At 35.1% G+C, this 15,155-nt stretch carries 13 protein-coding genes; 9 read left to right on the top strand and 4 right to left on the bottom strand.

The features are described 5' to 3' along the window. Positions 1–39 precede the first annotated feature (39 nt). Positions 40–1,221, bottom strand: a complete 1,182-nt coding sequence (locus BXY64_RS14415) for a M20 metallopeptidase family protein (RefSeq protein ID WP_120240701.1) — start codon at positions 1,219–1,221, stop codon at positions 40–42. Positions 1,222–1,529: 308 nt separating this feature from the next. Here BXY64_RS14415 and BXY64_RS14410 point away from each other — a divergent pair, with 308 nt between their 5' ends. From BXY64_RS14410 to BXY64_RS14375, 8 genes are all read left to right on the top strand, one after another. Continuing rightward, positions 1,530–2,627, top strand: coding sequence for a DUF1573 domain-containing protein (locus tag BXY64_RS14410; protein ID WP_120240700.1), 1,098 nt, complete (start codon positions 1,530–1,532; stop codon positions 2,625–2,627). 160 nt (positions 2,628–2,787) lie between these two features. Then, positions 2,788–3,918 carry a methylmalonyl Co-A mutase-associated GTPase MeaB gene (meaB, locus tag BXY64_RS14405; protein ID WP_120240699.1) on the top strand — a complete coding sequence of 377 codons (1,131 nt, stop codon included), beginning with the start codon at positions 2,788–2,790 and terminating at the stop codon, positions 3,916–3,918. Positions 3,919–4,010: 92 nt separating this feature from the next. After that, on the top strand, positions 4,011–5,105 hold the full coding sequence (locus BXY64_RS14400; protein ID WP_120240698.1) for a TlpA disulfide reductase family protein: 1,095 nt from the start codon (positions 4,011–4,013) through the stop codon (positions 5,103–5,105). A gap of 210 nt (positions 5,106–5,315) precedes the next feature. After that, on the top strand, positions 5,316–6,188 hold the full coding sequence (locus BXY64_RS14395; protein ID WP_120240697.1) for a metal ABC transporter solute-binding protein, Zn/Mn family: 873 nt from the start codon (positions 5,316–5,318) through the stop codon (positions 6,186–6,188). A 13-nt stretch (positions 6,189–6,201) separates the two neighbouring features. Then, positions 6,202–6,930 carry a metal ABC transporter ATP-binding protein gene (locus BXY64_RS14390; RefSeq protein WP_120240696.1) on the top strand — a complete coding sequence of 243 codons (729 nt, stop codon included), beginning with the start codon at positions 6,202–6,204 and terminating at the stop codon, positions 6,928–6,930. A 4-nt stretch (positions 6,931–6,934) separates the two neighbouring features. After that, entirely contained in the window at positions 6,935–7,783 is an 849-nt protein-coding gene (locus tag BXY64_RS14385; RefSeq protein ID WP_120240695.1) for a metal ABC transporter permease, read from the top strand. Between the two features lie 95 nt (positions 7,784–7,878). Further along, entirely contained in the window at positions 7,879–9,273 is a 1,395-nt protein-coding gene (lpdA, locus tag BXY64_RS14380; RefSeq protein ID WP_120240694.1) for a dihydrolipoyl dehydrogenase, read from the top strand. Positions 9,274–9,467: 194 nt separating this feature from the next. Then, positions 9,468–10,856, top strand: coding sequence for a C1 family peptidase (locus BXY64_RS14375; RefSeq protein WP_120240693.1), 1,389 nt, complete (start codon positions 9,468–9,470; stop codon positions 10,854–10,856). 385 nt (positions 10,857–11,241) lie between these two features. On the opposite strand, the gene BXY64_RS14370 is transcribed toward BXY64_RS14375, so the two are convergent. Further along, positions 11,242–11,700, bottom strand: a complete 459-nt coding sequence (locus BXY64_RS14370; protein WP_120240692.1) for a hypothetical protein — start codon at positions 11,698–11,700, stop codon at positions 11,242–11,244. A gap of 276 nt (positions 11,701–11,976) precedes the next feature. Here BXY64_RS14370 and BXY64_RS14365 point away from each other — a divergent pair, with 276 nt between their 5' ends. Continuing rightward, complete coding sequence (locus BXY64_RS14365; protein WP_120240691.1) at positions 11,977–12,456, top strand: Dps family protein; 480 nt, start codon at positions 11,977–11,979, stop codon at positions 12,454–12,456. Between the two features lie 52 nt (positions 12,457–12,508). On the opposite strand, the gene BXY64_RS14360 is transcribed toward BXY64_RS14365, so the two are convergent. Continuing rightward, a complete protein-coding gene (locus tag BXY64_RS14360) occupies positions 12,509–13,126 on the bottom strand; it encodes a DEAD/DEAH box helicase (protein ID WP_120240690.1) in 618 nt (205 codons plus the stop codon). 51 nt (positions 13,127–13,177) lie between these two features. Next, positions 13,178–15,028: a vWA domain-containing protein gene (locus tag BXY64_RS14355; RefSeq protein WP_120241029.1), complete on the bottom strand. Its 1,851-nt coding sequence runs from the start codon at positions 15,026–15,028 to the stop codon at positions 13,178–13,180. Between the last annotated feature and the right edge of the window lie 127 nt (positions 15,029–15,155).

The raw sequence follows: 15,155 nt of genomic DNA, 5'->3' as shown, positions 1-15,155 counted from the left end.
TTGGGTCTTTTATTTTTACGATTAAATCAGAAAAATAAGCTATTTGTTTAAATAGGATATTGCCATCCAGGCCATTACGCTCATTGAAGTTTGTAAGGCTTTATCGTTTGCTTCAAAATTTGGTGTATGCAATGATCCTTCTTTATCGGATTTAACGCCAAATCGATAAAAAGTAACCGGATATTTTTGAGAATAAAAGCCAAAATCTTCAGTAGTCATTCTAATATCCATATTTACAACTTTATCTTCGCCAATTAGAGAAATAGCATCAGCTTTTGCTTGATCGGTGTATTTTTCGTGATTTACCAAAAATGGATAACCGTGTTTGATATCAACTTCACATTCAGCTCCCATTCCTTTTGCTGTACATTGTGCAATATCAGTAATTAACTGTTTGGCCTTAGCTCTCCACTCTTCATTCATGGTTCTGAATGTACCAGCAATTTTTACTTCTCCTGGTATAATATTAGTTGCTCCATTGGCTTCAATTTTCCCAAATGACAACACGGTTGGAATTCTGGCATCGCAATGTCGGCTAACAATTTGTTGAAGAGCTACAATAATATGTGAGGCAATTAATACATTGTCGGTACAGCGATGAGGCATGGCTGCATGTCCTCCTTTGCCTTTTACTGTAAGGTAAATTTCATCACCAGAAGCCATGTACATTCCAGACCTGAATCCTATGGTTCCTGCGGGCATATCTGGCAAAACGTGGGCTCCCAGAATCCACTCAGGTTCGGGTTGTAAGGCCCCTTCTTCCATCATTAGTCTGGCTCCGCCTGGCAATAATTCTTCCCCAGGTTGAAAAATCAATAGGATTGTGCCTTCCCATTCAGATTTAAATTGGTTTAAGATTTTTGCAGTACCTAACAAACTTGCCATGTGCATATCATGACCACAGGCATGCATTACTCCATTATTTTTAGAACAATATTTATTTTCAGGATTTTCACCAATTGGTAATGCATCCATATCAGAACGCAATGCAATTACCTTTTTCGATGGATTTTTTCCTTCAATCTTACCTACAATACCAGTTTTTACGAACCCTTTGGTATATGGAATTCCATATTCATCAAGCTTTACCTGTATGTATTCTGAAGTTTTAAATTCTTCGAAAGATAATTCGGGATTTTGATGCAAATGAGCACGAATGTTTATAATCTCAGCTTCGATTGATTGTGCAAATTCCTGTATCTGATTTTTTAAATTGGTCATAGTTGTGGTTAATGAATGTATTTTATTTCGAAAATAAACATTTTAATTGAGCTCAGCTTATTACTTTCATACAAAGCTAACAATACTTTATAATTTGCTACAAATATTACTGGAACTGGTATGGTTATTGAATGGTTGTGAGCGTTTGCGAGAGTAGAGTGTGCTTAACAAGTATTTAACTATATTTCGCATGGTAATCGATTAAAAATGTTTAATTTTGTATGATTTCTGAATTTTTCAGAAAAAAAATAAACCCTTTAGAGACTTTATCGTATTAAACAAAAGTTGATAAAAAATATTAGTAAGTTATGAATAGAAAAATAATTTTCTTGTTGGCAGTAATTCTTTGTGGATTTGTATCATTTGCTAATGCACAAAATACGAAGCCAGTAATGAAATTCGCTTCTAAAACACACGATTTTGGAACTTTTAAAGAAGAGTTGGGGAAACAAGTTTACTCTTTTGAATTTGTAAATGAAGGAAAACAGCCTATTATTATCAATCAGGTTCGTTCTTCTTGCGGTTGCACTTCTCCTGATTGGACCAAGAAGCCAGTTGCTCCAGGACAAAAAGGTTTTATTAAGGCTACTTTTGATCCTAAAAACCGTCCAGGGCCCTTTAATAAATCTATTACGATAACTGCGAATACGAATCCTTCAATTACCATACTAAGAATTAAAGGGAAGGTAACACCTAGGGTTAAAACTGTAGCTGATCTTTACCCGAGATTAATGGAAGGTTTGCGATTAAAGAATAATCATTTATCGCTGACTAAAGTTAAAAACACAGAGATTAAAGAGGGTACATTAGAGGTATACAATGATAGCAACGAAGATATTAGTATTGCTTTTAAAAGAATGCCAGCACATCTACAGTTAAAAATGGTTCCTGAAAAATTGGCTCCTAAACAAAAAGGTAAAATTGTGGCTTTATACGATGGAGCAAAGAAAAATGATTGGGGATTTGTTACAGATTATATGGATTTAGTCGTAAATCAAAAGCATAAGCCTGGTCAACGAATTATTGTAAGTGCAAATATTGTCGAAGATTTTGAAAGATTGACAGAAGCAGAGAAGCAAGTTGCTCCAAAGGTTGAGTTTACTGAAAGGGTCTTTGATTTTGGAGAACTAACTCAAGGACAGAATGCTGAGCATGTTTTTACCATGAAAAACAATGGTGCATCTGATCTAATTATACGTAAAACAAAAGCTTCGTGTGGTTGCACTGCCATTGCGCCTCAAGCAAAAATTATTAAAGCAGGTGAGGAAACAGAAATTAAAGTTGTCTTTAATTCAAGAGGAAAGAGAGGTCGTCAAAATAAATTGATTACTGTAATTACTAATGATCCTGTTCATTCAGCAGTTCAATTACGAGTGAGAGGTAATGTTATTATGCCAAAGAGCTAGGAAAAATATTTCATAAAAGAAGCCTTTCAGTTTTTGAAAGGCTTTTTTTATGCTCTGAATTTAGAGTTGCTAACAAACATATGCACTTTTCTTGATGTTTGCAGACAGCTTAGTTACTAAATTTATAACTTCGCATACAGAACAATTAGATCAATGAGTCATGTCAGATAAAAATAAAAAACAGGATCATATTGAGAATGATCCTTCATATAAGGGATTACAAGTAAATTCAGGAATAAGTCAACCACCTTCAATCAATCCTCGAATAGCTGAGCGTTTAAAGAAAAACAAGCGCAAAAAATATTCTGTTGACGATTTCGTAAAAGGAATTTTAGATGGCGATAGAGGGATATTGAGCCAGGCAATTACATTAATTGAGAGTTCTAAATTTGAACATCAGAAAATTGCCCAGGAAATCATTGAAAAGTGTTTGCCTTATTCAGGAAAATCGGTTCGAATTGGAATTACTGGTGTTCCAGGTGCAGGAAAGAGTACTTTTATCGAAGCCTTCGGGAAGCATGTAACTGGTCATGGACACAAGTTGGCTGTATTGGCTATCGACCCAAGTAGTGAAAGGAGTAAAGGTAGTATCCTGGGAGATAAAACCAGAATGGAAGAGCTTTCTGTAGATCAAAATGCTTACATTCGTCCTTCTCCATCGGCAGGATCCTTGGGAGGTGTTGCTCGTAAAACCCGCGAAAGTTTAATTTTGTGTGAAGCTGCAGGATTTGATACTATTCTTATTGAAACTGTTGGTGTTGGACAATCGGAAACTGCAGTTCATTCTATGGTAGATTTCTTCCTTTTGATAAAAATTGCAGGTGCTGGAGATGAGTTGCAAGGAATCAAGCGAGGTATTATGGAAATGGCAGATTTAATTTCGATTAATAAAGCTGATGGAAATAATGTGCATAAAGCACAATTGGCAAGAGTTCAATTCGAGAATGCGCTTCACTTGTTTCCACAATCGCCTTCAGGATGGACACCAAAAGTTTTAACCTGTTCAGCAATCGAAAAAACAGGTATTGATAATATTTGGGATGCCATTATGGATTATTGTAGTCATACACAGCAAAACGGCTATTTTGAGCAAAGAAGAAGTGAGCAAGCCAAATACTGGATGTATGAAACCATTAATGAGCAATTAAAAGATGGTTTTTATCAGAAACAGTTGATTAAAGAACAGATTCCTGAATTTGAAAATAAAGTTTTAAATGATGAGATGAGCTCTTTTGTTGCTGCATTTAAATTATTGGATGCTTATTTTCAGGATATCAAGAATAAAGAGTAAATCGATATGTATGTCGAAAATCGTTTCGATTACGCGTTTATTTTTGGTAGATTTAGGAATTCATAATTATTAACACACAAAATACCGTACACATGAAAAAGTTATTTATCGCCATATCAGCGATTGGTTTATTTTTTACTTCTTGTAATCAAGGTGAACAATTTAAGCTAACAGGAAATATATCAGGACAAACAGAAGGTAAAGTATATCTTTCAAAAGTTCAGGATAATGAATTGGTAAAAATTGATTCGGCAGAATTAAAGGAAGGCGTTTTTGAACTTGTTGGAACTGTTGCTTCTCCTCAGAGATATTTTATTCAATTGGATGGTAAAAAAGAAGCAATTCAATTTTTTGTAGAAAACTCAAATATTGAAATTAATGCTGATGTTGAGAAAATGGCTGAAGCTAAAGTGGTAGGTTCTGCAGAACAAGATGTGTACGCAGCATACAAAGAATCACAAAAAGTTTTTAATGAAAAAAACATGACCCTGCGTAAAGAGTATATGGCAGCCAGAAATGCTCAAGACCAGGTGAAAATGGATTCTATTCGCGACGTTGCAATGAAAATGCAAGAAGAAGTAGAAGCAGTAACCGATGAATTCTTAAAAAACAATTCAACTTCTGTTGTTTCTGGTTTTATTAAATACAGAATGACAGGTGGAATGGAGCTTGCTAAGATGGAAGAAATGTACAATGCGATGCCTGAAAATGTAAAAGCTTCTATTTATGGTGTTAAAATTAAAGATAAAATTGACTTGTTAAATAGTGTAGCTGTTGGTAAAACTGCTCCTGATTTTACTTTGAATACTCCTGAAGAAACTCCTTTTAGCCTTTCTTCATTGAAAGGAAAAGTAGTTGTTATTGACTTTTGGGCATCATGGTGTGGTCCTTGTAGAAGAGAAAATCCACATATGGTTGAGCTGTATAAGGAAGTTAACGAAAGAGGAGTGGAATTCTTAGGAGTTTCTTTAGATGAAAATAAAGAAAAATGGTTGAAAGCTATTGATGATGACGGTTTGGTTTGGAAACATGTATCTGATCTTCAAGGTTGGAATTCAAAAGCTGGTAAAAAATATGGAATTAATAGTATTCCTGCTACCGTACTTGTAGACCAAAATGGTGTAATCGTAGCTAAAAATTTAAGAAGTGCTGAATTGAAAGTAGAAATTGAAAAATTGCTTCAGTAGTTTATTTTAAGATATTAAGATTAGCCCGACAGATTCTTTCTGTCGGGCTTTTTGTTTGTAATAGGAATTTGACTAAATTCATTATTCTGAATTATGCAATGAAACAGCTGCTCTTTAAGTCATTTTTAAGGAAGATTTCAACTGTTGATTCGAAAAAATATTTACTTTTGTTATTTAAATCAGATCTAAATAAATTAATTCTATAGACAAATGAGATTTGTTAACATTCTTATTGTTTCCGTATTAATATTCGGAATATATTCTTGTCAACCAAAGCAAGGTAAAAAAGTAGAGAACCAGATTTCGGTAAGTATTCTACCTCAAAAATATTTTGTAGAACGAATTGCTGGAAATGACTTTCAGATAAATATTTTGATTCCTCTGGGAGGGAGTCCAGCAACTTATGAACCTACTCCAATGCAAATGGAGCAAGTAGCTAAATCGGTTGCCTATTTTAAAATAGGACATATTCCTTTTGAAAATACCTGGATGAATAATATGATTGAAGCAGCAGGAGAAATAAAGGTTTACAATCTATCCAAAGGCATTGAATTGGTTCGTGGTCCTGAAGTTCAGCATGGCGACCATTTTCATGAGGGAGGTATTGATCCGCATACTTGGTCTTCGCCAAAAGCTGTTATTCAGATTGCCAATAACCTATACAATAGTTTGGTAGAATTGGCTCCTGAGAAAAAGGAAACCTACAAGAAAAATTTAGATGCTTTTATAGCAGAGCTGGAAATGTTGGATCAAAAATCAGCAGAAGTTTTTACTGGAGCAGAGCACAAATCATTTATGATTTTCCATCCTGCATTAACATATTTGGCTCGCGATTATGGTTTAAATCAGATTCCAATTGAGTTGCACGGAAAAGAGCCATCACCAGCTCATATGCAGCATTTAATTGGTGAGGCTGAAAAACATGATATTAAAGTTGTTTTCATTCAAAAGCAATTCAATAAGGAAAATGCTGAAGCCATTGCAAAGGAGATTAAGGCTGAGGTAATTCAAATTGATCCTTTGAATGAAGATTGGATGGCTGAAATGAAAAGCATTATCAATCACTTAAAAGGAGAGGCTTAAACTCAAAACAAAGATGAACAAACTTCTGGAATTGAAATCCATAAATGCTGCCTATGATGACACGTTGGTATTGAAAGATGTCGATCTTGTGGTAAAGGAAAATGATTTTGTTGGAATCATTGGGCCAAATGGAGGAGGTAAAACTACCTTATTGAAAGTGATTCTCGGTATTTTGAAACCGATAAGTGGAGAAATCCACGTGAATGGAAGCACGATTGGTTATTTGCCTCAAATCAATCAAGTTGATAAAAAATTTCCGATTTCTGTTCGAGATGTGGTTTTATCTGGTTTGATGGGGGTGAAGAAATTATTTGGAAGATATAGTCCGGAGAATAGGAAGCGTGCGAATGAATTGATGGATCAAATGGGCATTCTTCATTTGAAAAATAAGAACATTGGCGAGCTTTCGGGAGGGCAGTTGCAAAGAGTATTCTTATGCAGAGCAATTATTTCTGATCCACAACTCTTGATTTTAGATGAACCAGATACCTATGTCGACAGTAATTTTGAAGGAGAATTGTATGATATTTTGGATCAATTGAATGATCACATTGCAATAGTAATTGTATCTCACGATGTTGGAACCATTTGTTCACACGTAAAAACCATTGCTTGTGTAAATCAAACATTGTGTTACCACGATTCCAATATCATATCGCAAGAGCAGTTAAAAGCATACAATTGTCCTATCGATTTAATCACTCACGGAGAAGTTCCACATCGCGTACTAAAGCATCATTAGTAATATGAACTCTATATTTGAATTGTTTCAATATCAATTTTTTAACAATGCAGTGTTTGCTGCAATAATGGCTAGCATTACTTGCGGAATTATTGGCTCATACATCGTTGCACGTCGCATTGTATTTATTAGTGGTGGAATTACCCACGCGTCTTTTGGAGGAATAGGAATTGCCTGGTATATGGGATTGAACCCAATTTTGGGAGCTGCATTATTTGGTGTTCTATCCGCTTTTGGGATTGAATGGTTATCGAAAAAAACAGATGTAAGACAAGACTCTGTTATAGGGATATTATGGGCATTGGGAATGGCATTAGGAATTATTTTTATTTACATGACTCCTGGATATGCACCCAATTTAATGAGTTTTCTGTTTGGGAATATACTTACTGTTAGCAGTTTGGATCTGTTCCTTCTGTTAGGCTTAAGCATTTTAACCATTCTTGTTTTTGCAATGTTTTTTAAGCCTATTTTGTATGTAGCCTTTGATGAAGAATTTGCTAAAACACAGCGTATTCCCGTTCAGTTTATCAGTTACCTGATGATTGCACTGGTTGCTCTGGCAATTGTGTTGAACATTCGTGTGGTAGGAATCATACTCGTGATTTCATTTTTAACCATACCACAAACCATTGCCAACATGTTTACCAAGGATTTTAAGAGAATGATTTTTGGTTCAATCGGTTTTGGTTTATTAGGTTCTTTCATTGGTTTGCTGGTGTCGTATAAAATTAATGCGCCTTCGGGAGCAACCATTATATTCTCTTTTGTAATGCTGTTTGTGATTGCCAAATTGGTTCAATTATCACTAATTGCTGTTAGAAGAAGAGAAGGAGTAAAAGAAGCAAAATAGGATAGAAGAATTTTTCTATCAATGAATTAATATATAAAGTATCTGTATTAAATTAGCAGAGCGAAATTTGTACTAACATAAACAACAAAATAAAAATGAGTTACGATTTAATAGTAGTAGGAAGTGGTCCTGGAGGATACGTGGCTGCCATTCGTGCTTCGCAATTGGGAATGAAAGTAGCAGTTGTAGAACGTGCTGAATTAGGTGGTATTTGTTTGAACTGGGGTTGTATCCCTACCAAATCTTTGTTGAAATCAGCACAAGTATTTGAATACATGAAGCATGCCGGAGATTACGGTTTGGCTGTTGATGGTGAAGTAAAAGCTGATTTTGAAAAGGTTGTTGCTCGTAGCCGCGGTGTGGCTGAAAAGATGAGCGGTGGTATTCAGTATCTTTTCAAAAAGAATAAAATTGAAGTTTTGAATGGTTTCGGGAAGCTAGTTGGCAACAAACAAGTTGAAGTTTCGGCTGAAGATGGAAGCAAAACTACTTACGAAGCAAAGCATATTATTTTGGCTACAGGAGCTCGTTCTCGTGAGTTGCCAAACCTTCCACAAGATGGAAAAAGAATCATCGGTTACAGAAAAGCATTAACGCTTGAGAAATTACCTAAGTCGATGATTGTTGTTGGATCTGGAGCTATCGGATCTGAGTTTGCTTACTTCTATTCAACTATGGGAACTAAGGTAACTTTGGTAGAGTTCATGCCAAATATCCTTCCTATTGAAGATGAAGAAGTATCGAAGCAAATGGGACGTTCTTTCAAAAAGAACAAAATTAAGGTGATGACCAAATCTACTGTAGAATCGGTAGAAGGTGAGGAAGGAAACCTTAAGGTGAATATCAAGAACAAGAAAGGTGAGATGGAAGTACACGAGTGCGAAATCGTTCTTTCGGCTGTAGGTATTGCTCCAAATACTGAAGGCATTGGTCTTGAAGAAGTAGGTGTAGCAACCGAAAACGGACGTGTTATTGTTGATGATTTCTACCGCACAAATGTTGAAGGTGTTTACGCGATTGGTGATATCGTGAAGGGGCCTGCTTTGGCACACGTTGCTTCGGCTGAAGGAATTACTTGTGTTGAGAAAATTGCAGGTATGAAGGTTGAACCTATCGACTATACTACCATTCCAGGATGTACTTACACAGTGCCTGAAGTAGCTTCAATGGGTATGACCGAGCAAGCTGCAAAGGATGCTGGTCATGAAGTGAAGATTGGTAAATTCCCATTCTCAGCTTCAGGTAAGGCAAGTGCTGCAGGTGCTAACGAAGGTTTCGTGAAGTTGGTATTCGATGCAAAATATGGCGAGTTACTAGGTGCTCATATGGTGGGTGCTAACGTAACCGAAATGATTGCAGAGTTGATCGTTGCTCGTAAATTAGAAACTACAGGTCACGAATTGATCAAAGCAATTCACCCTCACCCAACCATGTCAGAGGCGGTAATGGAAGCTGCAGCTGCTGCTTACGATGAGGTGATTCATATTTAAACTACAAGAAACAAGCATCAAGTTACAGAGACTTGAAGTTTAAAATAATATAGCCCGAGGTTTTGCCTCGGGTTTTTTGTTTGAAAAAAAATGAATTTTAGAAGACTTACCTGCTCTATAACGTTCTTGTTTCCTAATTAAATTTTTAAGTTTGCGTGGACAATTTATACAACCTACTAAAACAAACAGTACAGATGAGAAAGTTATTATTGGTTCCTGCAATGCTATTGGCATTAACAGGAGTATCACAAGCTCAGAAATCAGGAACTGTAGATGCAAAAACACTTGAAGAGATTCGTTCAAGCTTTAAGTTAGATGCAAATACACAAGCAATCCAAAACGCGATTACAAATACTGAAAGCATTAGAGAATTATCTTTAAACAGATCAAAAATTGGTAATACCGATCATTACTTTAAATACAGAGTGGATGTAAAAGGGATTACCGATCAGGAAAGTTCAGGAAGATGTTGGATGTTTACTTCTATGAATACCATTCGTCCAAATGCGATGAAGAAATTCAATTTAAATGCATTCGATTTTTCTCACAACTACAACTATTTCTGGGATATGTTTGAGAAATCGAACTTGTTCCTTGAAAATATTATTGCAACTGCCGATCGTGATATGGATGATCGTGAAGTAGTAACTTACTTTAAGTCGCCTGTTGGTGATGGTGGAGTATGGAACTCATTCTACAATGTGGCTAAAAAGTATGGAGTTGTTCCTGCTGAGGTGATGCCTGAAACAAAAGTGAGTAACAAAACACGTGAAATTGGTAGCTTGTTGAATGAGAAACTAAGAGGAGAAGGTTACAAGCTAAGAATGTTGGCTGCTGAAAAGGCTTCAGCAAAGAAATTGGAAGCTGCTAAAGTAGAAGCGTTAAAATCAATTTACAGAATGCTTGCTTTAGGTTTAGGTGAACCACCAGTAGAATTTGAATGGAGATTTAAGGATTCGAAAGGCAATATCAGCGAAAGCAAAACATACACTCCACTACAATTTTTAGAAGAGGTTGCTCCTGGATATGCTGATATCGAAATGGTAATGATCATGAACGATCCTACTCGTGAGTATTATAAAGTTTATGAAATAAAGAATTACAGAAACGTTTCAGAAGGTGTTAACTGGACATACTTGAACTTGCCAAATGAAGATATCAAGAAGTTTGCATTGGCTTCTATCAAGAATAACGAGGCAATGTATGCATCATGTGATGTGGGTAAGCAACACAATCGTAAGACTGGTGTAATGGATGTTAATACTTACGACTATGCTTCCTTGTTGGGAGTTGAGTTCGATATGGACAAAAAAGCTAGAGTCTTAACTCGTCAGTCTGGATCTTCACACGCTATGGCTTTAGTTGGTGTTGATGTTGATGCAAACGAAAAGCCGGTAAAATGGGAGTTCGAAAACTCATGGGGATCAGGTTCTGGTCATAATGGTTACATCACTTTCACTGACGCATGGTTTGATGCTTACATGTTCCGTGTTGTAATCAACAAGAAGTATTTAGATGATAAAGCTAAAAAGGCTTCAGAAAGCAAACCAGTACAATTGCCAGTTTGGGATTATATGTTCTAAATCTTAGCTGTAAGATATTTGATAAGGATGCTTTCATGGAAAGCATCCTTTTTTGTGCTGTATCAAGTATCGTAATTTGAATTCATAGGATATGAACACCTGAATTGGTTCAGCAGGTCATTTTCCCAAAGAAGAAGCACCTGAATTGGTTCAGCGAGTCATTTTTTCAAGAAAGAAGTTTCTGAATTGATTCAGGATGTCATTTTCCCAAAAAAGAAGTTCCTGAATTGGTTCAGCGAGTCATTTTTTCAAAAAAGAAGTTCCTGAATTGATTCAGGATGTCATTTTCCCAAAAAAGAGGTTCCTGAATTGATTCAGCAGATCGTTTTCCCAAAAAAGAAAAGCCCCGAACATTCGAGGCTTTTCTGTAAATATATCTTTGAAATTATTGCTTTAATTTCTTGAATATAAAACGAGTAATAAAGATACCTTTTCCATCGCCTTTACCGCTATCACTTTCTACACCACTGGTAACGAAAGCCAATTCATAACCTTGTTCAATCAAACTGTTGATTTTTGATGAAATTAATGCATCGTTAGAAGCAATATTTTGGAAATTGATACCTGCAATACTGTAGAAGTTCAATAGTTTTGTTTCTGCAAACAAACTTACTTTAGCATCAGATCTTTTTACATCTTTCTGCTTACTTTTTTTACCATCGGTTCTTTCTGTAGTAAATGCGTTAGCATCAATTGGAGACTTTTCTTCGATAATTCTAGAACGACCGATACCCATTGGAACGATAGATTCTACTGTAGTGATTACTTTATACTCATATGATTGAGCGTTAGCGTCGATAAAAAGCCCACAGGCAATAATGAAGAGTAATAATAATTTTTTCATGTTTGGAAAATAATTTACTGGTTTATAATTATAAGTAGGTTTTTAATAAAGAGCTTCTAAACTAAAAAATAGTTTTTAAAATCATGTTAATTAAACAAAACTTTTTGTTCAGATAAGCAAAATTATTTATTGAGGAGATGATTTTGCAATAATGGTGCCACAATTGAAAAGAGCAATTGATAAATTAAACTTATGGGACTATAAGATTCTCTTATTTCAAGTTATAGATATTTGTATCAAAGAAAATGACAAATCAATAATTAAAAAATAAGAATCATGAAAAATTTAAAAGAGAATCAAGTAAAAGTTGAGTTAACAGCAAACGAAAGAGAAGTAGAGCAATTGCAAATTTTATTGGCGAATTACCAGTTGTATTATCAAAACCTAAGAAATTTTCACTGGAATGTAAGAGGACGAGCTTTCTTCGAATTGCATGCAAAATTTGAAGAGTTGTATACCGATGCAAGTGACAAAGTTGATGAAATTGCTGAGCGTATCTTAACCTTGGATGGTCACCCATTAGGAAACTATTCTGATTATGTAGCAATTTCAACAATTCAGGAGGCAAACTCTAATACAAGTGGAGAGGAAATGGTTCAGCAAGTTGTTGATTCACACGAAGTGTTGATTGAAAAAGTTAGAAGTGTAATTGCTGAAGCAAATGAGAATGATGATGAGGGAACTTTGGATATATTACCAGCTTACATTTCGTATTTGGAGAAAATTAACTGGATGTTAAAAGCTTATTTAAAGTAATTCGAATTTATTGGGAATGAGAAAGCCTCCAAAACTTGGAGGCTTTTGTATTTTATTCACTTTTGATATCTAATATTGTTGGAAAGTTCATGTTCTCATCCATAAATTTATCCATTTGAACCGTGAATCTTTCACAGAAAACAATTCTTTGCGATTTTGGAATGTAAGGAGCTAACCTGTTGATTTCCGATAAAATCTGATCTCTCATAATCAATTCTCCATCGTCGATAATGAACATTTTTAAATTGTTCAGATTAATTCCGCTAAAAGAATATAACTCATTTATTTTTTTTGCTGTTGCAATCACCACATCAGAACCAGCATAGATTTTATCTCTTAAATCGTGCAGGTTTCCAGCATCGCCTTCACAAAAAACTCTTAAATCAGTGTTTTGTCCCAATTCCTGAAAAAGCTCTTTCATTTCGATAGATTTCTCTCTGCTCGACACAATAATTAAAGCTCTTGGAACATCTTCAAATTCATTTTTTAGTTGCTGAATTACGCTGATAACGATAGTTGATGACCTTCCGCTTTTTTCATCGCCACGAATCATTAAATCAACACCACTCTTTATTTTTGAAATACTCTGTTTTTGAACTTTGGTAGGTGTTTCAAAACCAAATTCTTCTAATGCATCTAGTAAGTGTTGATCTAATTTTTTCAGGAACATCGTTTTTTTCTTTAAAATTCTTAGCCGCAAATGTACAAATAATACTCATTGTTATAAATGTTTGGCAAGTTTCATCAATCGAATAAATTCACTTCTGTATCCTTCCATGTCTTGGCCTTTTGAATTTTGAGCCAAATCAATTAACATTTTATAATTGCAATTTCCTTTGTGTTTTGATTGGCGAAGAAGTAAACCAAAGCCTGCAACTGCAGCAGAGAACTGAAAGTTTTCAGAAATAGTTTGTGCAGAACTTACATCCATAGGAATTTCTTCAGTAATTAAGATGCTTTTTCTTCCTTTGGGATTTTTATATCTGAACTTCACACTTGCAATTTCATTTTTAGAAAGAGCTTTGGCATTTAATTTTGTATCCTGATACTTCAAATTCTGATCCTTCTTTTTCCTTTTTGCCAGTTTGATCTCGTAAAGTGCAGTTGCATTGTGCCCTGAACCAAGTTCTCCTGCATCCTTCTGGTCATCATCAAAATCTTCTTTGTTCAACATTCTGTTTTCGTATCCAATCAATCGGTACTCTTCTACAATTGCCGGGTTAAACTCAATCTGAATTTTTACATCTTTTGCAATGGTGTGAAGAGTTCCTCCAAACTCGTTTACCAAAACTTTTTTGGCTTCCAATATGTTGTCGATATAGGAATAATTGCCATTTCCTTTGTCAGCAATAATTTCCATTTTATCGTCTTTGTAATTGCCCATCCCAAATCCCAATACCGAGATAAATACACCATTGTTGCGTTCTTTTTCAATTAGTCTTTCCATTTCGGCATTACTCGAAATTCCTACATTAAAATCTCCATCGGTAGCAAGTATAATTCTATTGTTTCCACCATCGATAAAATTTTCACGAGCAGTTTGGTAAGCTAATTTTAATCCAGAGGCTCCCGCAGTTGAACCTCCTGCATTTAATTTATTTAAAGCATTTAAGATTTCTTCTTTTTCGGTTCCATTGGTGGATGGTAAAACCAAACCGGAACTTCCTGCATAAATCACGATGGCAACTTTATCTTCGGGGCGCAATTGGTTTACCAAGAGTTTAAAAGCTTTCTTTAGTAATGGCAGTTTGTTTTGTGAATTCATCGATCCGGATACATCTAGCAAGAATACCAGGTTTGATGCTGGAAGATTTTCTGTTTCAATTTTTTTTCCTTGCAGTCCAATGTGTAACAAAAGGTTTTCCTTGTTCCACGGACATTTAGCAATTTCGTGATGAATGGCAAAAGGATGTTCACCATTTGGTTGCTCGTAATTGTAATTGAAGTAATTAATCATTTCCTCAATTCGTACGGCATCGATTGGAGGCTTTTCTCCATTGGTTAAAAATCTACGAACATTGCTATAAGATGCAGCATCAACATCAATAGAAAAAGTTGAAACTGGACTTTCTACTGCATTTTTGTAGTTGTTTTCATTAATAGTGGAATAACCTTCAGTATTGTAATACCTATCTGGCATCATTTCATAATTACAGAAGGTCATCGCATTTCTTTTACCTCTTCTTGAACTTTTGCCTCGAATTCGAATACCAGCCACACTGCCAGAGAAGCTTTTCTGTGTCTTTTTACCATATCCAACAACAATTACTTCATCAACGCCAATTTGTTCTGCTTGCATGCTAATATTCATAATAGATTGATCTTTTACTTCAATTTCCTGAGTTATCATACCCACAAAAGAATAAATTAAAATATCACCTTTGTTCACTTCAATTGTATACTTTCCATCAATATTGGTGGAAGTTCCATTGGTTGTACCTTTAATTACAATACTTACTCCAGGTATTGCAAGATTTGATTCATCTGTAACAACACCATTTATTGTTTTTGCTGAAAGGGATGTAGAAATTAGTATTCCTAGCAATCCTAATAATAATGTTATCGCTCTCATAATTCTATTTTTTAATGATTTTTGTTCGTCTTTGTCATTAGGATGCAAGGCGAGAATAAATTCCATAAAAAATTTTCATCTTTTTTCTGAAATGTTTAACTAGCATAAGAATTAAACCTGATAATAA

This window comes from Marinifilum flexuosum (assembly GCF_003610555.1).
In the GTDB taxonomy this organism is placed as follows: domain Bacteria; phylum Bacteroidota; class Bacteroidia; order Bacteroidales; family Marinifilaceae; genus Marinifilum; species Marinifilum flexuosum.
The sequence above is the reverse complement of the archived record's forward strand: the minus strand, read 5'-3'. Positions and strand labels throughout refer to the sequence as shown.